The 19,877-nt window shown below is 67.6% G+C and carries 14 protein-coding genes; 5 read left to right on the forward strand and 9 right to left on the reverse strand.

The genetic code is table 11. From position 1 onward, the window contains the following. Positions 1-13: 13 nt before the first annotated feature. The 8 genes from PO883_RS16230 to PO883_RS16265 all read right to left on the reverse strand — a co-directional run bounded on the left by PO883_RS16230 (position 14) and on the right by PO883_RS16265 (position 12,614). Entirely contained in the window at positions 14-1,642 is a 1,629-nt protein-coding gene (locus PO883_RS16230; protein WP_289310694.1) for an AMP-binding protein, read from the reverse strand. 99 nt (positions 1,643-1,741) lie between these two features. Next, positions 1,742-2,461 (reverse strand): response regulator, encoded by a 720-nt coding sequence (locus PO883_RS16235; RefSeq protein ID WP_289310695.1) that lies wholly within the window; start codon positions 2,459-2,461, stop codon positions 1,742-1,744. Positions 2,462-2,581: 120 nt separating this feature from the next. Beyond that, entirely contained in the window at positions 2,582-7,492 is a 4,911-nt protein-coding gene (locus PO883_RS16240; RefSeq protein ID WP_289310696.1) for a two-component regulator propeller domain-containing protein, read from the reverse strand. Positions 7,493-7,506: 14 nt separating this feature from the next. Then, positions 7,507-8,232: a PleD family two-component system response regulator gene (locus PO883_RS16245; protein WP_289310697.1), complete on the reverse strand. Its 726-nt coding sequence runs from the start codon at positions 8,230-8,232 to the stop codon at positions 7,507-7,509. Between the two features lie 33 nt (positions 8,233-8,265). Then, positions 8,266-9,435 carry a patatin-like phospholipase family protein gene (locus PO883_RS16250; RefSeq protein ID WP_167085395.1) on the reverse strand — a complete coding sequence of 390 codons (1,170 nt, stop codon included), beginning with the start codon at positions 9,433-9,435 and terminating at the stop codon, positions 8,266-8,268. A gap of 83 nt (positions 9,436-9,518) precedes the next feature. After that, positions 9,519-11,294 (reverse strand): gamma-glutamyltransferase, encoded by a 1,776-nt coding sequence (gene ggt, locus PO883_RS16255; protein ID WP_289310698.1) that lies wholly within the window; start codon positions 11,292-11,294, stop codon positions 9,519-9,521. Between the two features lie 67 nt (positions 11,295-11,361). Continuing rightward, a complete protein-coding gene (locus tag PO883_RS16260; RefSeq protein WP_167085391.1) occupies positions 11,362-12,120 on the reverse strand; it encodes a 3-hydroxyacyl-CoA dehydrogenase in 759 nt (252 codons plus the stop codon). A 98-nt stretch (positions 12,121-12,218) separates the two neighbouring features. Then, positions 12,219-12,614, reverse strand: a complete 396-nt coding sequence (locus PO883_RS16265; RefSeq protein ID WP_289310699.1) for a hypothetical protein — start codon at positions 12,612-12,614, stop codon at positions 12,219-12,221. 189 nt (positions 12,615-12,803) lie between these two features. Between PO883_RS16265 and PO883_RS16270 the strand changes: the two genes are divergently transcribed. From PO883_RS16270 to PO883_RS16290, 5 genes are all read left to right on the forward strand, one after another. Further along, positions 12,804-15,062: a hypothetical protein gene (locus PO883_RS16270; protein WP_289310700.1), complete on the forward strand. Its 2,259-nt coding sequence runs from the start codon at positions 12,804-12,806 to the stop codon at positions 15,060-15,062. Next, positions 15,014-16,159 (forward strand): hypothetical protein, encoded by a 1,146-nt coding sequence (locus PO883_RS16275; RefSeq protein WP_289310701.1) that lies wholly within the window; start codon positions 15,014-15,016, stop codon positions 16,157-16,159. Before PO883_RS16270 ends, PO883_RS16275 begins: the two co-directional genes overlap by 49 nt. Beyond that, entirely contained in the window at positions 16,156-16,845 is a 690-nt protein-coding gene (locus tag PO883_RS16280; protein WP_289310702.1) for a DUF1266 domain-containing protein, read from the forward strand. The genes PO883_RS16275 and PO883_RS16280 overlap by 4 nt, the downstream gene beginning before the upstream one ends. Further along, positions 16,842-17,831 (forward strand): hypothetical protein, encoded by a 990-nt coding sequence (locus PO883_RS16285; RefSeq protein ID WP_289310703.1) that lies wholly within the window; start codon positions 16,842-16,844, stop codon positions 17,829-17,831. The genes PO883_RS16280 and PO883_RS16285 overlap by 4 nt, the downstream gene beginning before the upstream one ends. An 81-nt stretch (positions 17,832-17,912) precedes the next feature. Continuing rightward, positions 17,913-19,211, forward strand: a complete 1,299-nt coding sequence (locus PO883_RS16290; RefSeq protein ID WP_289310704.1) for an acetyl-CoA hydrolase/transferase family protein — start codon at positions 17,913-17,915, stop codon at positions 19,209-19,211. 6 nt (positions 19,212-19,217) lie between these two features. Here the strand turns inward: PO883_RS16290 and PO883_RS16295 are convergent, their stop codons facing one another. Beyond that, complete coding sequence (locus tag PO883_RS16295; RefSeq protein ID WP_289310705.1) at positions 19,218-19,844, reverse strand: PEP-CTERM sorting domain-containing protein; 627 nt, start codon at positions 19,842-19,844, stop codon at positions 19,218-19,220. Positions 19,845-19,877: the final 33 nt, after the last annotated feature.

Below are 19,877 nucleotides of genomic sequence, written 5' to 3' on the forward strand. Positions count from 1 at the left end.
GTTCGTCTTCGGTTTAGTTTGCGCGCAGCTTGAAGCGCTGCAGCTTGCCGGTTTCGGTACGCGGCAGTTTGTCGATGAACCTGAGCGAGCGGGGATATTTATAGGGAGCGATCTGCAGCTTGACGAACTCCTGCAGCTGGGCGGCCAGCGCCGCGGTCGGCTCGAAGCCAGGTTGAAGCACCACGTGCGCCTCCACCACCTGGCCACGCTCCTCGCAAGGACGCCCGATCACGCCGCATTCGGCCACCGCGTCGTGGCGCAGCAGCACCTCTTCGACTTCGGCGCCGGCGATGTTGTAGCCGGCCGAGATGATCATGTCGTCGGTGCGCGAACGGTAATGGAAATAGCCGTCGGCATCCATCTCGTAGGCGTCGCCGGTGAGGTTCCAGCCGTCGACCACGTAATCCTTCTGGCGCTCGTCGGCCAGGTAGCGGCAGCCGGTCGGCCCCTTCACCGCCAGCCGGCCGATCACGCCCGGTCCCACCTGCTGGCCGTTCGCATCGAGAATGCAGGCCTGGTAACCCGGCACCGGTTTGCCGGTCGCGCCAGGCCTGATCGCGTCGCCCGCCGCCGAGATGAAGATGTGCAGCAGTTCGGTCGCGCCGATACCGTCGATCATGCGCAGCCCGGTGGCCGCCTGCCAGGCTTGGCGCGTGGCCAGCGGCAGCGCTTCGCCGGCCGACACGGTGCGCGTCAGGCTCGACAGGTCGTAATTCGCCGCCAGCGGCACCATCTGGCGGTAAAAGGTCGGCGCGGTGAAGCACACCGTGGCGCGGTATTTTTCGATGGCTGCCAGCAGCGTGTCGGGCGTGAGTTTTTCGAGCAGCACCCCGGCCGCGCCAACGCGCATCGGGAACAGCAGCAGCCCGCCCAGCCCGAAAGTGAAGGCCAGCGGCGGCGTGCCGATGAAGATATCGTCCGCGCGCGCGGCCAGCGTATGGCGCGGAAAACAATCACAGATGGCCAGCACGTCGCGGTGAAAATGCATGGTCCCCTTGGGGATGCCGGTGGTGCCCGAGGTAAAACTGATCAGGCACACGTCGTCGGCGGCACTGGCGTGCGCGGCGAACGGCACCGGATGGCGCGCCATCATGGCTTCGAGCGAGGCCGGATTGTCAGGGTCGTTGAACGTCACCACATGGCGCGGCAAGGCGGCGATGGCGTCGATCTCGCCGCGCAGGCTGGCCGCGCACAGCACCGCGTCCACGCTGGCCTTGTCGACGATGGCGGTCAGCTCGCGCGCGCGCAGCAGCGGCATGGTGGGCACCGCGATCAGGCCGGCCTTGAGCACCGCCAGCAGGCAAGCGGCCATCATTGGATTGTTCGCGCCGCGCAGCAGCACGCGGTTGCCGGTGACCAGTCCCAGGTCGGCGCGCAGCACGTGGGCGACGCGGTCGACCCGCCGTTGCAGCTCCGCGTAAGTCCAGCTTTCGTGCTCGCCGGCGATGGCGGTGCGCTCTCCCCAGCCGCGCTCCACGGCGGCGTCGAGCAGTTCGGCGGCGCAGTTCAGCTGCGGCGGATAGTCCAGCTCCGGCAGGTCGAACAAAAAGTCGGGCCACTGGCCCGGCGGCGGCAGGTGTTCGCGCGCAAAGCCGTCCTGGTAGGCCGAAGCGCTCAGTTGCGATGCGGTCAATCGTGTCATGGTCGCCCCGAAAAAAGTATCAGTGGTCGGGTCCTCGTTCACCCGACGGATACTTTAGACTTAAACTATCACAACATCAAGCGCTTTCGTGCGTCGTCGTCAGGAAGCGATTCCCTGGCGTTTGAGCGCCTCGCTCTGGTGCATCGCCGAGCGCACCACCTCGGCCAGCGCCAGCTTGACCTGGGCCGCATCGAGCGCGCCGGGCGGCAGCGCCTTGAGCGTGTCGGCCGCGCCGTTCAGGCCCAGCGTGACGCAGCCGGCGTGCAGGCGGTCGATGCGCACGTGCGCCGCGCCGTTCTCGCCGCGTTCGAGCAGGCCGGCGACGTCGGTGCCGGCCGCCGCCACCTGCGACTGCAGGCCGCCCAGGTAGACCATCAGGCGCTCGGCGCCGATTCCGAGGCGCAGCAGCGTGGCCTGTACCTTTTCGGCGCGCAACGGTACCGCGATCGGGGCGTGCCTGGCCAGGCCGGCCATGTGCTCGCGCACCTGCTCGCCCTGGAACGGTTTGACGATGTAGCCCGACGCGCCCAGGCCGCTGGCCTGGTCGACCGTGTCGCGGTCGGTGGCCGATGACACCAGCACGAAGGGCATCGCGCCCAGGGCGCCGTCGGCGCGCACGCGCTGCAGCAAGTCCATGCCGGACAGGCGCGGCATGCGCAGGTCGCAAAAACAGATTGCCGGGCGCAAGCCCTGTTCGAGCTGGTTCCAGGCGTCTACCCCGTCCTCTGCTTCGAGGATTTCGAATTGGCCGCAGGAGTCGATCAGGTGCATCAGCACCATGCGCGATACGATGTCGTCATCCACCACCAGAACCTTCATTCGGCCACCTCCCGTACGCAACAACGCCAAAAAACCCGCAACAACCGATTCCGGAAGTTTATACCAATAGTTTATAGGCCAATATTACAGCATATGCATAGCGGGTCGGCGCTTGAGGAGCTACGCGTTGTCGTAAGCGGACAGCAGTTCGCGCAGGCGCGGCATGGCCACGGCGATCAGGTCCCAGCGGCGCGCGTCGGCCGCTTCTTCCATCTCGCCCGACAGCTGGTGCAGTTCGGTCGCCTCCAGGTAGGAAGAGCTGCCCTTGAAGCCGTGCAGCAGGCGCCCGGCCGTCTCGGAATCATGGGTGACGATGGCTTCTTCCAGGTCGGCGCGGCGGCTCGGCAGGTCGCTGGCGAAGGCGGCCCGCATGCGCGCTTTCAGGTCGCTGGCGCGGCGCCCGGCGTTGTGGGCCGCCGGCCCCGCCAGCGGCGCAGGGCCGGTATCGACGCCGAACATGGCGTCCAGTTCGGCCGTGGTGGGCGGGCGTTCCACGCGCGGCTGCGGCATCGGCGCCAGGCTGATGCCGCGCTGGAGCTGGCGCTCGATGGCGCGGCTCAGGTGATGATGCAGGGCCGCTTCGTCGATCGGCTTGGTCAGGAAGTCGTCCATGCCGCAGGCCAGGTAGCGGCTGCGGTCTTCCTCGCTGGCGTTGGCGGTCAGCGCCACGATCATCAGTTCCTGGTCGCGCACTGGCGCTTCCGGCGGGCCGCCGGCGCGGATCAGGCGCGTGGCGCTGGCGCCATCCATCTCGGGCATGCGCCCATCCATCAGGATCAGGTCATAGCGCGTGCGCGCGCACGCCGCCACCGCCAGCACGCCACTGTCGGCAATGTCGACCTTGTGCCCCAGGTCTTCCAGCATCATGCGGATGATGATCTGGTTGGTCGGGAAGTCTTCCGCGCACAGCACCTTCAGGCGGTGGCTGTGCGGCTCGCGCGGCACGTGCGGCACCATCGGCGGGGCCACGCCGTCGGCCAGCGGCAGCAGCACGCTGAAGGTGCTGCCCACGCCCTCGGTGCTGTCGACGCTGATGGAGCCGCCCATCAGCTCGACCAGCTGGCGGCAGATCGCCAGTCCCAGTCCGGTGCCGCCGTAGCGGCGCGTGGTGGTGCTGTCGGCCTGCTCGAACTTCTGGAACAGGCGTTCCACCGCATCCGGGGCGATGCCGATGCCGGTGTCGCTCACCGCGAAGCGGATCATGTTCACGCCCGGCGCGCTGCCCGGCACCGGCGCCACCCGCTCGACCGCCAGGCGCACCGCGCCGTTGTTGGTAAACTTGAAGGCATTGCCGACCAGGTTGACCAGCACCTGGCGCAGGCGGGTCGGGTCGCCTACCACGAAGCGCGGCAAGTCATCGGCCAGCGACACATTGAAGAGCACGCTTTGCGCGGCGGCCTGCTCCTCGAACAGGCTGACCACGTTTTCGACGGCGCCGGTGAGCCCGAAATCGATATTCTCGATGGTCAGCTTACCCGCCTCGATCTTGGAAAAATCGAGCAGGTCGTTAATGATGGTCAGCAGCGACTGCGCATTGGCCTGGCCGCGCAGGATCTGTTCGCGCGTGTTTTCCTGCAGCTGGCCGTCGCGCAGCGCAAACCCGAGCATGCCGATCACGCCCGCCAGCGGGGTGCGCATTTCGTGGCTCATATTGGCCAGGAATTCGGACTTCTGGCGCGTGGCGTCTTCCGCCTTCTGCTTGGCCAGGCGCAATCGCTCGTCGTTTTCCTGGAGCGCGCGGTTGGCCAGCGCCAGTTCGTCGGTGTTCAGGCGTACCTGGCGCTCCTGCTCCACCAGGCGCGCCTGGGTTTCTTCCAGCTCGCGGTAGGCGCGCGCATTGTCGAGCGCCACCGCCGCGTGCGCGGCCAGCGTCTTGAGCATGTCCAGATGCACGCGGTGGTAGGCATTGATCTCCACGCTCTGCACGCACAGCACGCCCATCATGCGTTCCTTGACGGTCAAAGGCACATACATCATCGCCACCGGCAGCGAGCGCGCTCTGCCGTCCAGGCGCAGCGGCGGGACCGGCACCGCGCTCTGTTCGGCGTCCAGGTAGCGGTGATATTCGGCATCCAGGTCGTTGATGAACACTTCGCGCCGGTGCTTCAGGCACCACACCGCGAATTGATGCGGATCGTCCAGCGAGCGCGTATAGAACTGGCTGCGCACGCCCTGGTCCATCGCGAACGGGAACTCGATCACGCCCAGGTCTTCGCGATAAAAGCCGATGCCGAAGATACGCGCATCCATCAGGTGGTGCACGTGGCGGTACACGGTGCTCATGATGGTTTCCATGTCGAGCGTGGCGGTCAGCTCGCGCCCGATCTCGGACAGCACCGAGATATTCCGGTGCGCCAGTTCCACATTTTCTTTCTGGCGCTCGACTTCTTCCTTCTGGCGTTCGGCGTCGAAGCGGCGCTGCTCGGCCTCGGCGCGCTGGTTGTCGGCGTCGAGGCGCTGCGCTTCGAGCTCGCCCTTCTGGCGCTCCAGCAGGCGGTTCTGCTGCTCGATTTCCTCGGTGCGCGCCGCCACCTGGGTTTCCAGCATGTCTTTCTGGCGCCGCAGGCCGGACAGGCGCGCGCGGTAGGCCCACCAGGCGCTGCCCAGCACCAGCAGCACCGACAGGGTGCGGAACCACCAGGTTTTCCAGACCGGCGGCAGGATCGTGATGGCCAGCGTGGCGCCCTCCTCGCTCCACACGCCATCCTTGTTGGCGGCGCGCAGGCGGAAGGTGTAGGTGCCGGGATCGAGGTTGGTGTAGGTGGCGAAGCGGCGGCTGGCATCGGTGCTGACCCAGTTCTGGTCGAAGCCGTCGAGCCGGTACGAAAACAGGTTGCGCTGCGGCGCGGCGTAATGCAGGGCCGAGAATTCGAGCGAAAACACCGAATCGGCCGCCCCCAGCGTGACCGCGCGGGTCGACTCGATCGGCCCCTTGAACAGGCCCGGTCGCGCCAGCGCGGCCGGCCGGTTGAAGATCTGGAAGCCGGTAATGACCGCGCGCGGGGCGATCCGGTTGTCGCTGATGGCCTTGGGGTTGAAGGCGGTCACCCCATTGAAGCCGCCGAAATACATGGTGCCGTCCGGCGTGCGCAGGGCCGAGCCGTCGAAGTAGGCGCCTTCGATGGTGCCGTCGCCGGCGCTGTAGTTGCGAAATAGGCCGGTCAGGGGATCGAAGCGCGAAATGCCGGTATTCGTGCTGAGCCAGAGTTTGCCCTCTTCATCCTCCAGGATGGCGGCGATGGCGTCGTCGGCCACGCCGTCGGCCACCGTGTAGCGGCGAAAGCTCACCGCGCCGCCGGCGCCGATGCTCATCTTGTTCAAGCCGGCCGCGGTGCCGACCCACAAGACACCCTTCTTGTCTTCGTGCAGATAGTGCACCTCGTCGTGACTGATGCTGGCCGGGTTGGCCGGATCGTGGCGGAAGTGGCGGAACTTGCCGCTGGCGCGGTCGAGCATGTCGAGGCCGTCGAAGGTGCCGATCCACAGCTGGCCGCGGCGGTCTTCCAGCAGCGGGCGCACCACGTTGTCGGCCAGGCTGGAACTGTCGGCGGCATCGTGGCGGTAGGTGACGACGGCGCGCGTGGCCGGATCGAGCCGGTGCAGGCCGCCGCGCGAAGCGATCCACATCACGCCGGCGCGGTCGGACAGCATGCCGCGGATATGGTTGCCGTCCGGGTCGCCCTCGGCGAAGGACTGGCGCGTGAAATTGCCGCTGGCCGGATCGAAGCGCGCCACGCCCGAATGGCTGCCGATCCATAGCATGCCGTCGCGGTCGTGCGCCAGCGCGCTGGCCGGAATGCCGGCCAGGCTGTTGGGATTATCCGGGTCGTGCCGGTACAGGCGCGCCTGGCCGGTTTCCGGATCGAGCCGGTTCAAGCCGCTGTTGGCGCCGATCCACAGGTCGCCCCCGGGCGCGGCGGCAATCGCGCGCACCTTGTTGTCGGACAGGGTATCGGGAATCTCGGCGTGGCGCGCGATGCGCGCGAAGCCGCCGCTGTTCAAGTCGACCCGGCTCACGCCGGCATACCAGGTGCCGACCCAGAAGGTGCCGACGCGGTCGCGGTACATGGCCGAAATCTGGTTGTCGGCCACGCTATGCTTGTCGCCCGGCAGATGGCGGTAGTTGGCGAAGCGGCGCGTGGCCGGCTGCCAGCGATACAGGCCGTCGGTATGGCTGCCGACCCACACGTTGCGGTCCTGGTCCTGGTACAGGGTGGTGATGTAGCCTGAACGCAGGCCGTCCGCCACGCCCAGCTGGCGGCGCTGCGAGGCAGCGCTGCCGATCTTCCAGCTTTCCAGGCCACCCAGGCTGCCGATCCACAGGGTCTGGTCGGTGTCGACCAGCAGCGCCTGCACCATCTTGTTCTTGTGGTCGACCCCGAGCGCGGGATAGTGCTCGAAGGCGCGCGCGCCGACCGCCAGGCTGTCCACGCCGGACGAGGTGCCGACCCACACGCGCCCGCCGGCGTCGACCGCCAGCGCATTGACCTGGTCGTCGGCCAGGCTGCCCGGGTCGCCCGGCACGTGGTGCCAGACCTTGAATTTGCCGCTGACCATGTCGAAGTGCTGCAAGCCGTCGCTGGTGCCCAGCCACAGTCCCTGGCGGCCGTCGCCGGCGATGGCGCGCACGTGCAGGTTGCCGTTGCCGCGCTTGACCGGTTCGTCCGGCGCGTAATGGGTGAAGGTCTGGGTGGCCGGATCGAAGCGGTCAAGGCCGCCGTCGGTGCCGATCCACAGGCGGCCGCCCTGGTCCACGTGCAGCACGCGCACCCAGTTGTTGACCAGGCTGCGCGGGTTGCCGACCACGTTGCGGTAAGTGGTGACGCGGTAGCCGTCGAAGCGCGACAGGCCGGCCTGGCTGCCGAACCACATGAAGCCCTCGGCATCCTGGGCCACCGCCAGCACCGATTCCTGGGCCAGACCCTGTTCCACGCTCAGGTGCTCGAAGCGCAAGGTACGTGCGGGCGCGGCCTGGCTGCCCGCGAACGGCAGGCAGCACAGCAGGAGGAACAGCGCCGCCAGGGCGGCCAAGCGTCGGATCGGGTTCAGGCAAGCGCTCCTTCGTTGTCGGCCGCGCCGGCGCGCAGGCGGCTCAGCTGGCGCCGCACCGATTCGCTCACCTCGTCCAGCACCGCCGCCACGGCGCGCGCGTCGGGCAGGCTGCGGCGCGCCGTATCGAGCTGGGAGGCGACATGCCACAGGCCGAGCGTCATGCAGCCGGTGTGCACCGAATCGATGCGCAGGCGGGCGTCGGCGCCCTCCCCGGCTTCGAGCAGCGCGACGATGGCGGCGCGCCCGGCCAGCAGCTGTTCGGCGAAAGCGTTCAGGTAGGCGCCCAGCCGGTCCGACCCGATGTTCAGGCGTTTCATGGTGGTGGCCGGGTCTTCGGCCAGCTTGTCGAGCGTAATGCGGAAGATTTTTTCCAGATGGGCGCGCGCTTCGGCCGCGTGCAGTGGTTTCAGGATGTAGCCGACCGCGCCCAGGGTCACCGCCTGCAGCACGGTGTCGCGGTCGGAGGCCGACGAGACCAGCACGAACGGCACCTGGGCCAGCGCCGGATCGCCCTTCATGCGCTCGAGCAGGGCGATGCCGGACATGCGCGGCATGCGCACGTCGCAAAAACAGATCACCGGATGCAAGCCTTGCTGGAGCATGGCCCAGGCCGCGGCGCCATCTTCCGCTTCGACCAGGTCGAAAATGCCGTACACCGACAGCAGGTCGATGAGCGCGATGCGCGAGACCACGTCATCGTCAACAATCAGTGCTTTCATGAAGTTCTCCATGGCGGTTCCGGCGCGCGCGGCTCAGGAGCCGAAAAAAGTCAGGACATCGGCGCGCCGCGCATGGGTGTCGCGCTGGCCGAGCTGGATCAGTTCACAGGTGTAGCTCGATTCGAACAGCAGGTACGAGGCCAGCGCCGAACCGCGCGCCTCGGTCGCGCCTATCCCGGAGAGCATGGTGCGGATCGGCGCCGGCAGGCTGGCCGTGTGGCGGCTGGCGATCACGTCGAGCCGTTCGGACGGGGCGATCACCAGCAGCTCCACCGGTTTCAGGGGCATCTTCTGGCGGTATTCCTCCGGCAGCAGCGACAAGGTCAGGTTGATGCGGTTCAGGCGCTCGATGTCGACCGCCAGGCTGTCGAGAAAAATCGAGGACATGGCGTGGCCGGCGATCTGCGCCAGGCTCGGATAGCGCGCCTGGCCGGGCGTGTCGCGGTTCGGTTCGGACAGGCGCCCGGCGCCCACCACCAGCACCTTGGACGCGCCCAGGTGGATGGCCGGCGAAATGGGCGCGAGCTGGCGCATCGAGCCGTCGCCGCAAAATTCGCGGTGGCTGCCCAGGTACAGCGGCACGGCCGGGAAAATGAAGGGAATCGCCGACGACGCCAGCAGGTGCTCGACCCCGATCTGGTCTTGCAGCGCGATGCGCTGCATGCGCACCCAGGGCGCGATGTCGGCGGCGGTCTGGTAAAAGGTGATGTGGTTGCCGGCCGTGTAGGACGAGGCGGTGACCGCCAGCGCATGCAGCAAGCCGTCCGACATGGCCGCGTCCAGGCGCGGCAAGTCGAGCATGCGGTGCAGCAGGCCCACCAGCGGGGTGTTGTCCAGCAGCGAGGCCGGCGGCGCGGCGCGCCATTTGCGCAGCAGCCAGCCGAACGAGAGCAGCGACAGCCAGCGCGCGCCGGAGCGCAGCACGCCCAGCGAATCGGCGCGGTAGACTTGTTCGACGGTGAAGTTTTCCCACACGTCGAGCAGCTTTTGCACGCCCTCGCCAAAGTTATCGGCGCGGCAGGCCAGGGCCACGGCGTTGATGGCGCCGGCCGAGGTGCCGCAGATGATGTCGAAGGGGTTGCGCGCGGGCCGCCAGCCGGCCTCCCACAAGATTTGCGAGATCGCCTGCAGCACCCCCACCTGATAGGCGGCGCGCGCGCCACCGCCGGTGAGGATCAAGCCCGTTTTTTGTTCCGTTTCCATTCGCCAAGCGTATCAGGGTCTGCCCGCCTTGCGGGAGAAACTTAGGACTTGTACACTTTTTGCAATAGGCAGTCAGTCACAATCTAGTCGCCCCTGGCCACGCCTTCGCGGCGCGGATCGGCCCCGCCGAACCACCATGGCTGGCCGTGGATCAGGATGCGCTGCACGCCATGCAGGCCGGAAGTCATTTCGTAGCTGCGCAGGGAGTGGCCGCGCGCCTTCAGTTCATCCTGCACGGCCGGACTGAAACGTCCCTGTTCCAGCTCGGTCGGCCCGTTGCGGCTGCCGAAGTTGGGCAGGCTGATGGCCTGCTGCACATTCAGGCCCCAGTCGAGCGTGCCGACCAGGGTCTTGGCCACGTAGTTGATGATGGCCGGGCCGCCCGGCGAACCGACCGCCAGCACCAGCTTGCCGGTCGCGCGGTCGAACACCACCGTCGGCGACATGGCGCTGCGCGGGCGCTTGCCGGCCTGGACCCGGTTGGCCACGGGGCCGCTGGCGTCGGCCGAATCGAAGGAGAAATCGGTGAGCTGGTTGTTCAGGATGAAGCCATCGACCATCTGGCGCGACCCAAAAGCGTCTTCCACCGTGGTCGTCATCGACAGGCCGGCGCCTTTGCCGTCGACCACCACGAAGTGCGAGGTGGACGCGGTTTCGATGGCGTTATCGAGACCCCACGCCACTTCCATGCCGGGCGGCGTGCCGGCTGCGGCGGTGCCCATCGACTTGTCGCCGATCAGGGCGGCGCGCTGGCGCAGATAGGTTTTGTCGATCAGGCTCGGAATGCCGCGTCCCGGCAGCGGCACGAAATCGGTGTCGGCCGCATAGCGGTTGCGGTCGGCGTAGGCCAGGCGCCCGGCTTCGGTAAACAGGTGCACCGCGTCGGCGCCCAGCACGCCATCGACCGGCGCGTAGGCGCGCATATCCTTCGTTTCCAGCATGCCCAGCATCTGCGCCACGGCGATCCCGCCCGACGACGGCGGCGGCATGCCGCACACGGTGTAGGCGCGGTAGTCGCTGCACACCGGCACCCGCACCTTGGGCTGGTAGCCGGCGATGTCCGCCGCGCTCAAGAGGCCCGGGTTGCTCGGATGGGCCGCCACCTTGGCCGCGATGTCTTTGGCGATGTGGCCCTTGTAGAAAGCGTCGGCGCCGCCGGCGGCGATCTCGCGCAGGGTCGAGGCCAGCGCGGGATTGCGCAGCAGGTGGCCGATCGGCCAGGGCTTGCCATCCTTGTCGTAGAAATAAGCGGCGGCCACCGGGTCCTTGCGCAGGTGCTGGTCGAACATCAGCATGCCGTTGAGGCGCTGGCTGACCGGGAAGCCCTTGTCGGCCATGGCGATGGCCGGCGCGAACAGCGCCTTCCACGGCAGCTTGCCGTGCTGGCGGTGCGCCAGTTCCAGCATGCGCAGCACGCCCGGCGCGCCCACCGAGCGCCCGCCCACCACGCCGGCGCTGCGCGAGAGCGGCGTGCCATCCTGGTTCTGGAACAGGTGTTCGTCGGCCGCCGCGGGCGCCGTTTCGCGGCCATCGAAGGCTTGCACATTCTTGCCGTCGTAATGCATCAGGAAGGCGCCGCCGCCGATGCCGGACGATTGCGGTTCCACCAGCGTGAGCATCAGCTGGGTGGCGATGGCGGCGTCGATGGCGCTGCCGCCACGGCGCAGGATCTGATAGCCGGCATCGACCGCCAGCGGGTTGGCGGCGGCGACCATGAATTTCTTGGCGGCCCAGCCGGCCTTGTCGGCATAGGCGGTGTGGATTTCGGGCGAGTCGGCCGGACGCACGGCGCCATCCTGGGCCAACACGGGGGCGCTGAACACGAGCAGCGCGAAAGGAAGGTACTTCAACCTGAGCATGGATTCTCCAATGAGAAACGCGCGACCACAGCCGCGCGTCCGATCCCGCTATCGTACAGTAAATGAATTACTTCGGTTGCATGCGGATCGCGCCGTCAAGACGGATGGTTTCGCCGTTGAGCATGACGTTTTCGATGATGGCGCGGGCCAGGTGGGCATATTCGGCAGGACGGCCGAGGCGCTGCGGGAACGGTACCATGTTGCCCAGCGCGCCGCGCACTTCTTCCGGCATGCCCATCAGCATGGGGGTCTCGAAAATACCGGGAGCGATGGTCATCACGCGCACGCCGCTGCGGGCCAGGTCGCGCGCCATCGGCAGGGTCATGCCGGCCACCGCGGCCTTGGACGAGCCGTAGGCCGCCTGGCCGATCTGGCCGTCGAAGGCCGCCACCGACGCGGTATTGATGATGATGCCGCGCTCGCCGGAATCCATCGCTTCGGTCTTGCCCATGGCGTCAGCCGCCAGGCGCGCCATGTTGAAGGTGCCGACCAGGTTGATGTTCACGGTGCGCTGGAATACTTCCAGCGGATGCGGGCCATCCTTGCCCACGGTTTTCACCGCCGGCGCCACGCCGGCGCAGTTGACCAGGCCGCGCAGGGTGCCCAGCGCGACAGCGGCGGCAACCACGGCCTGGCCATCGGCCTCGGAGGTCACGTCGCATTTGACGAACTTGCCCTTCAGTTCAGCGGCCAGCGCTTCGCCCGCCTCGACCTGCACGTCGGCCAGCACCACCTTGCCGCCCGCTTCGGTGATCATGCGCGCTGTCGCCGCGCCCAGGCCCGATGCGCCGCCCGTGATGATGAATACATTGTCTTGAATTTGCATGGTGTCCTCTTCTCTTATCAGTTCTTTTTGACGTTTACGTAAACGTCAACTAACCGGATTGTAGCGAACTTTTCACGGAAAACACCAATCGTGGTGCATTAAAAACACTGGATCGTGCCGCCATTGGCGGTGCAGGGGCGGCCCTGCGGGCCGATCACGGTGTTGCCGGCCGCGCCGTTGTAGCGCGTGCCGTTGACGTCGGTGCAACCTCCAGCGTCGCAGCGGTTGATGACGGCGGGCGGCGGGGCGATGGACGATGGCGACGTCGATGGCGCCGGCAAGGCGCTCACCGGCACCGCTGGCGGCGCGTGCAGGCGCGGCCCGTAGGCGGGCATGCCATCGACGATCTGGCGGACGGCGCGGCGCTTGACGGGCTGCTTGTTGGGCGGCGCCGGTTTGGCCTGCGCGGGCGTGGGCGGGCGTTCCTCGCGCGCCAGGACGCTGCCCGCAGCCAGGGAAACCATCAGCGCCAGGGCGATGTTCGGGACCAGCATCGTGCACCCCGCAAGAAGATGAGTAAGCCAGCCAGCCTACCATGTTTGCCCGGGACGAGGCGCGGGCAGCCCGTGCGGATACTGGCCAAAGCGGAACCGGGTATGTACATCGGAATAATGTTTATTGTTGACCAAAAGTATTGATAAGACGATAATTTCGGCACACTAAAAAAGAGCACACCAACATCCATGCACTCCATCCTTGCCCCCATCAGCGCCAGCCAGCTCGACGCCTACCTCGACCAGACCGAAGCCGCCCTCGAACAGCAGGACGACGCCGACCTCGACCCCGAACTGATCCAGGCGGGCCTGAAGGCATCGATGGACGGCCAGCGCTTCCGCGCCGACACCCTGGCCAGCGCGGGCCGTTTGTTCAGGCTGTGGCTGCGGGCCGGCGACCCGGCCGCGGCGCTGCGCGTGATCGAGGGCGACGGCCGCGAGGCCCTGGCCGCCCTGCCCGCCGCCGAACGTCCCGACTGGGACTTGACGCTGGCCTTCTGGCGCCTGGAACCGCTGTTCGCGCTGGACGACGCCGCCGCCCTGCGCGCCACCCTGGACGCCGCGTTCACGTTGCTGACATCACTGCCGGGCGCCCTGCAGTACGACAAGGCCTGGGGACATCTGGACGAGCAAGCCACGCGGGCCGGCGCGCACGCCCTGTCGCGCCGCTGCGCCGCCGCACGCAACGCGCTGCAGCACGCGGACCCGGAACGCGCCTCCTACCGCGCCTGGGACGAAGCGCTGATGGCGGTGCGCCAGGCCCAGAGCTTTGCGCTGGAAGGGCAGGAAACGCAGGCCGCGGAAGCCGCCGCGCGCGCCACCGCCAGCCTTGCCACGGCCGGCCCGGAGCAGGATATCGACGTGGACGACTGGCTGCGCATCGGCCATGCCCTGTTCCAGATCGCGCCCGAGGCGATCGACGGCGTGGTGCGCCAGGTGCGCGCGCTCACCCCCGCCAGCACCGTGTTCTTTGCGCGGCGCGACATCGACGTGCGCGTCGCCCGGCTCGAAGCGCTGACCCTGCACCGCCAGGGCGCGCGCGACCAGGCACTGGCGCGGCTGGTCCTGGGGCGCACCGTCATCCGGGGCGACGACGACGACCGCTATGCTGCCATCATGCTCGACTGGCTGCTGGAAGCGGGACGGCACGACGATGCCGCCCGCCTGGCCTTCGAATCGGTGTTCCACGAACGCCAGGTCTCGGCCGAACATGGAACGCGCGCCGCCCTGCGCGCCGTCAGCGAGGGCCTGGCCGGCCAGCCCTACTGGCAGCTGGCATTGGCGTACGCCGGCATGGCCGACGACACCATGGAGGTGCGTGGCGACGAGAGCGAGGACGCTTACGTGCGCCGCCACCTGGCGCTGGCGCGCGCGCAGGCGCATGCCCATCCGGCCATCGATGCGGTCGAAGCCCTGTTCCTGATCAAATCGGCGGGCGACTACCAGCAGGCCCTGCCCCTGCTCGAAACGGCCGCGCGCGAGCTGTCGCTGGCCCAGTCGGACGTGCTTTTCAAGCTGTGGGTGGCGCGCATCCGGGTGCACGGTGCGCAGGCCGCGCTGGCCATGCCGTTCGTGCCGGCGTCGAACGCCGGCTCGTGCTACAACCTTGGCGTGAACCTCGGCTACAACCTCAAGGAACAGTTGCCGGAAGGGCTGACGGTACCGAAAGACGAAATCAAAGCGCTCGCCGCGCGCTACTACGAAATGGGCCTGGCGCGCTTCGAAGCCTTCGTCATGAGCGGCGAAGGCAATGCGCGCGACGGCCACGCGCACACCTACTCGATGCTGTGCAATAACCTGGCCATCTACTACCGCCACGACAAGTCCGATGCCACCGCCGCGCTGCCGCTGCATCACAAGGGCATCGCCGCCAGCCCGTTCTCGGAACACTACCAGGGCGTGCTGAACTGTCACCGCAATAGCGGCGACGATGCCGCCATGATCGACGCCGCCGAGCAGCTGTGGCACTACTCGGCCGACCATGGCTACAGCCGGCACGATCCGGCCGACTACATCGACGACGTGGCCGCCGCCCTGCACCGCCTGGGGCGCGGCACCGACATCGCCATCTGGCTGCAGCGGCTCGACGAATGGTGGGCCAGCCTGGATCAGGACGAGCGTGCCGAAGACGAGAAGCCGTATGTGCGGGCGGTGACGTCGGTGCTGTACTACCTGGCGCATTCCCAGCCGGACGACGCCATGCTGCGCCTGGACGCCATGCTGCCGCGGGTGCGCACCGCCGCCACGCCCTACACCAGCCGCATGGCGGCGCACGCGCTGCGCACGGCCGGCCTGTTCGAACGCGCCCAGGCGATGTACGCGGAAGCGCTGCGCCAGGTCCAGCCGGACGATGCCTGGCACGAAACGCAGCGCAAGGCGATCGTCGAGGGCGTGGCCGAATGCAAGCGCCTGGAGCGCGCGGCCAAGCCCTGGTGGAAGGTCTGGTAATGGCGGTGGCAAGGACGGGCCGGGCCAGCGCCTACGGCGCGCGCGACGTGGTCAACGCGCCGGCGCTCAAGCAGGCCATCGCCCGGCGCAGCGCGCAGCGCGGCGATGCGCCCGAGGTGGCCGAGTGGCTGGCCAACCACTTCTTCCGCTACGCGGTCGGCAACCTTGACGCGCCCGAGCCGGCGCTGGCGCGCATCGCCTCCAGCGCGCAGGCGTGCTCCCTGTTCGCTCCCGCCGCGGTGCCCGAGTGGGTATCCGCACGCCTGCACCAGGCCGACGGCGACGCCATGTGGTGGGTGGTGCCCGATGGCGCCGAACTGCTGGCGCTGGAAGCGAAACTGGTCGAATTCCTGGGAGCGCGCCACGGTACCGCGCTCGAAGGCAAGCTACAGCGCATCAACTGCCGCCAGGCGCTGGCGCTGTGGAACGCGGAGCACGCCGCCTTCGAGGCGAAAAGCGCGGCCGGCTGGCGCGAGCATCAGCCCGAGGCGGTGGCGACGCGCTGGGAGGGCGAGGCCGGCAGCGTGGTCGAGCTGCTGGGGTCCAACCCGCTGCTGCGCGCCGAGATGGCGTTCGAGAGCCAGGTGATGCGCCATTGCCTGGGCCAGTTCAGCGACCGGCGCCAGCTCAGCGGCGGCTACGGTGAGCACTATGCGGCGGCCTGCGAGCAGGGCAAGATGCGCCTGTTCAGCTACCGTGGCCGCAACGGCCATGCGCACATCACCATCAGCGCCAACGTCGTGGCCGACGGCCGCCTGCGCCTCGAACAGATCAAGGGCAAGCACAATCGCCCGCCGGTGGAGCGCTACCGGGGCGAGCTGCTGGCATTCTTGCGCAGCGTCGATAGCGACCTGCACACGCCGCCGGACGCCCTGAGCATGGGCATGGTGCGCCTGCCCTCGGGCTGGGCGATGGTGGAAGATGCGCGCGACGAGGCCGACCAGCTGTTCGTCGCGCACCACTTCCCCGCCCTGTTCCGGCAATTGCCGGCGCCCTCGGTGCTGGCCCAGTGGATCGCCGCCGCGCGCGCGCCGGGGCAGTTGCAGGGCATGGCGCTGCACCCGGTGGTGGCGCACGCGGTCAGGGGCGCGGCATGAACTGGCTGATTCTTTTACTGTTCCTGTGGGTGATGCGGCGCCTGTATGTGCTGATCCGCAACCGCATCCGGTCCTGGACGGGAAGCGCCACGCGCGTGCGCTACAAATTCGACGCGCGCCAGAACCGCGCGCTGGCCCTGGCGCACCCGATTGCCAGCGCGCGCGCGCTGGTCGCCTACGCCAACCCAAAAGCGCCGGCGCCGACGGCGGAGCAGGCGCAGGCACTGCGCGCCAGCCTGCTGCATATCATCGGCCTGCGCGCCAGCATGCAGGACGACGCCGTCAAAGCCGCCCTGCCGGAGCTGCTGCGGCGCCACTGGTTCCGCATCGACCTGGACCGCCTGCGGCCGGAAGACGATCCGCGCGCGGCGATGGCGTTCGCTTCGGCGCGGGTGGCCTTCGCGGTGCGCACGGCGAGCTTGCTCGGCTGGCTCGATCCGGCGCTGCAATGGGAGGTGCTGTTCCAGAACGCCCAGCGCGCCAACGACTGCTTCGGCAGCTGGGAGGAGTTCGGCGCGGCGCTGGCGCGCGGGCGCCAGCAATGGATCGCCGGCGCGCGCGCCGACAGCCTTGGTGCCGCCTTCGACGAGGCGACGTTGGCGCAGTGGCTGGCCAGCCGCAGCCACCCGTGGCGCAGCATGCCCTGGCGCGGCCAGGTGCTGTTCGAGCCGCCGGCCACGGCATGAACATTCTCTACCATCCGCTCAAATGCAGCGGCTGCGCGCAGGAGTTTGCGTTTCCTTCGATAGGACGCGCCTACACCGATTTACCGCAAGCGGCGGGACGCTGCGGCGTCCATTTCAGCGAGATGCTCCTGCAGCCGGTCTGGTGCCACCAATGCGAGGGCGCTTCCTGGGTCGAACGCATCCCCAGCGCGCGCGAATTTGCGCTGGCCGCCGGCTTGCGGCGCATGCCCAAGCGCGCGCGGCACGAAGGCATCGACGATGATTTGCTCGATCTCGATGACGCCGATTTCGCCTGGCTGTTCCAGCACCTCGCCGGGCGCAACGCGCCGCCCTTCTGCCTTGAGTGTGGCGGCAAGCGCATTGCGCCGATCGACACCACGCAGCGCGACACGGGCTTGCTGCACGAGGCGTGCTGGGACAGCCCGATTCTGTTTCATGGCTTCCCGATCGGGAGCGCCCGCCTTGGCACCGGCAGAGAGCCGTACGCGCGCCAGTTTCATGACGTCATGGGCCAGATCGCCTGGACCAGGATGCTGGTCCAGGAATTTTTTCGGTACTGGCTCAGTACCGTCCTCGAGGTGCGCCGTGACGATCCCTTTCATGCCGTCCTGGCGTCAACCATCCGGCTGATCGCCAACGGGTCCGCTGAACGCGCCCTCGGCGCGCTTGCGCCGCTGGTGGACGCACAGGTTCCGGCCGCACTCGGACTGCTTGGCGCGCTGCACGTACTGGGAGAAGGCGTTCCCCATAGCGGATCGACGGCGGCACCGTTGCTGGAAAACGCCAAGGCCCTGGGCGACGCCTGCGCCGCGCACAACCTGGCGTCGCTGTACGCCACAGGCGCGCCTGGCGTGGCCCAGGACGTGCCGCGCGCGCGCCAGCTATTTGGCGATGCGCTGTCGATGGGCGGGCAGTACGAGGGCGATGACTTCTATGCGCAGGACGATTACGCGTCCATGACGGGTCACTTTTACCGCCCGGCCTGATATCCGCTCCATTGCGGCGCTTGCAGTAAGCGCTCGGTCAGTTTCCCGGGGTACTATTTACCCATAATAAAGGAGACAGCCATGCAAACCCCGCACCAGCTTTATCAGCAAAAACTGACCACGCCCGCCGAGGCCCTGCGCCTCGTGCGCGACGGCGACATGATCGTGGTGCCGACCGGCGTGGGCGAGCCGCCCGCGCTGCTCACCGCCTTGTCAAGCCAGCGCCAGCAGTTCCACGACGTGAAAGTGGCGCAGATCCTGGCCATGCGCAAATTTGGCTACTTCGACCAGGATACCGCGCATCACGTACGCCACGCTTCGCTGTTTTTCGGCGGCGCCTCGCGCGCGTCCGGCCAGGGCGGCTGGTGCGATTTCATCCCGAACTATTTTTCCGAGCTGCCCGGCCTGATCGAGCAGGGCCTGATGCCGGCCGACGTGGTCTTCGCCATGGCCTCGCCCATGAACGAGCAGGGGTTTTTCTCACTGAGCCTGGCGGTCGACTACACCATGGCGGCCATCGCCAAGGCACGCGCGGTCGTCCTCGAAGTCAATCCGCACGTGCCGTTCGCGCACGGCCAATGCCATGTGCATGTGTCGCAGGTAAGCGCGCTGGTCGAGAGCAGCGAAGCGATCCTGGAAGTGGGATTGCCGAAAATCGGCGCGGTGCAGGAAGCCATCGGCAAGTACGTGGCCGACATGATCGACGACGGCTCGACCCTGCAGATCGGCTACGGCGGCATTCCGGACGCGGTGGTGATGCAGCTGACCTCCAAGCACGACCTGGGCATCCACACCGAAATGATCGGCGACGGCATCCTGACCCTGATCGAATCGGGCGCGGTCACCAACCGCAAGAAGACCTTCTTGCCGGGCAAGATGGTGGCGACCTTTGCGCTAGGTTCGCAAAAGCTGTACAAGTTCTTGCATCACAATCCGATGATCGAGATGCATCCGTCGAACTTTACCAACGACCCCTACCTGGCGGCGCAAAACGACAAGCTGATGACGATCAACGCGACCTTGCAGATCGACCTGCTGGGCCAGTGCGGCTCGGAGAGTATCGCGCACCTGCCCTATTCCGGCACCGGCGGCCAGGTCGATTTTGTCAGGGCGGGCAACCGTTCGCGCGGCGGCAAGTCGTTCATCGTGCTGCCGTCGACGGCCAAGGACAACACCATTTCGCGCATCGTGCCCATGCTTACGCCCGGCACGCACGCAACGACCAGCAAGAATGACATCAATTATGTGGTGACCGAGTATGGCGTGGCGCAGTTGCGCGGCAAGTCGGCCAAGCAGCGCGCGCAGGCGCTGATTACGATCGCCCATCCGGACTTCCGCGCGTCGCTGCGCGCGGAAGCGAACCGGATGTGCGTGCTGTAATCCGGTTCAGGCAAGCCGGCGGCGACGGCGCACCAGGCCGATGACAGCGACGCCGGCCAGCAGCATGCCGTAGGTTTCCGGCTCCGGCACGGCCGAGGTGTAGATGGTCAGGGTCGGGTTCAGGATTTGCATCGAGGCCAGGGTGTACACTTCCTGGCCCATGTTGCCGTCAGGAACTCCCGGCGGGGAGTAAGGCCTCGACGGCACGTACACCGGACTCCACATCCCCACGTAGACCAGGCCCGTCAGCGACAAGGGGCCGCTGTTCATCACGAAGGGAATCGCACCGTCAACCATGCTGTGCTGCATGGTCTGCTTCATGGACCAGGCGCTGTCGCGCGCTGACGCGGACAGATCGATTTTCGTGGAGTTGGTGGTAAAGCCGTCGCCCGGTTTGCCGCCCGGCGTCGTGACCGGTCCCAGTTCGCCCAGCACCGTACCCGATAGGGAAAAGCCCGTCATCCGATACCCGGGGCGCAGCGTGATGCTGAACCAGCCATTGTAAGCGTCGCCATTGTCGTAGTGGGTGGTGGCGGTCTTGAGGGTGCTTGCGGCGTCGATCAAGGCGATTTTGGTGACGCCGTTGGCGTCCGACGTGATCACGTCGGACGTGGAGGTCCAATCATTTTCCATCGAGAAGGTGGTGGTGGCGTCGATGGTGATCGG

This window comes from Massilia sp. DJPM01 (genome assembly GCF_030348125.1).
GTDB classification, from domain to species: Bacteria; Pseudomonadota; Gammaproteobacteria; order Burkholderiales; family Burkholderiaceae_D; genus Telluria_A; species Telluria_A frigida.

What these genes read in the sequence shown, in the direction of transcription:
- PO883_RS16230 (WP_289310694.1), bottom strand. Translation starts at nt 1,642, where the DNA reads ATGACACGATTGACCGCATCGCAACTGAGCGCTTCGGCCTACCAGGAC.
- PO883_RS16235 (WP_289310695.1), bottom strand. Translation starts at nt 2,461, where the DNA reads ATGAAGGTTCTGGTGGTGGATGACGACATCGTATCGCGCATGGTGCTG.
- PO883_RS16245 (WP_289310697.1), bottom strand. Translation starts at nt 8,232, where the DNA reads ATGAAAGCACTGATTGTTGACGATGACGTGGTCTCGCGCATCGCGCTC.
- PO883_RS16250 (WP_167085395.1), bottom strand. Translation starts at nt 9,435, where the DNA reads ATGGAAACGGAACAAAAAACGGGCTTGATCCTCACCGGCGGTGGCGCG.
- ggt (WP_289310698.1), bottom strand. Translation starts at nt 11,294, where the DNA reads ATGCTCAGGTTGAAGTACCTTCCTTTCGCGCTGCTCGTGTTCAGCGCC.
- PO883_RS16260 (WP_167085391.1), bottom strand. Translation starts at nt 12,120, where the DNA reads ATGCAAATTCAAGACAATGTATTCATCATCACGGGCGGCGCATCGGGC.
- PO883_RS16265 (WP_289310699.1), bottom strand. Translation starts at nt 12,614, where the DNA reads ATGCTGGTCCCGAACATCGCCCTGGCGCTGATGGTTTCCCTGGCTGCG.
- PO883_RS16270 (WP_289310700.1), top strand. Translation starts at nt 12,804, where the DNA reads ATGCACTCCATCCTTGCCCCCATCAGCGCCAGCCAGCTCGACGCCTAC.
- PO883_RS16275 (WP_289310701.1), top strand. Translation starts at nt 15,014, where the DNA reads ATGCAAGCGCCTGGAGCGCGCGGCCAAGCCCTGGTGGAAGGTCTGGTA.
- PO883_RS16280 (WP_289310702.1), top strand. Translation starts at nt 16,156, where the DNA reads ATGAACTGGCTGATTCTTTTACTGTTCCTGTGGGTGATGCGGCGCCTG.
- PO883_RS16285 (WP_289310703.1), top strand. Translation starts at nt 16,842, where the DNA reads ATGAACATTCTCTACCATCCGCTCAAATGCAGCGGCTGCGCGCAGGAG.
- PO883_RS16290 (WP_289310704.1), top strand. Translation starts at nt 17,913, where the DNA reads ATGCAAACCCCGCACCAGCTTTATCAGCAAAAACTGACCACGCCCGCC.
- PO883_RS16295 (WP_289310705.1), bottom strand. Translation starts at nt 19,844, where the DNA reads ATGGAAAATGATTGGACCTCCACGTCCGACGTGATCACGTCGGACGCC.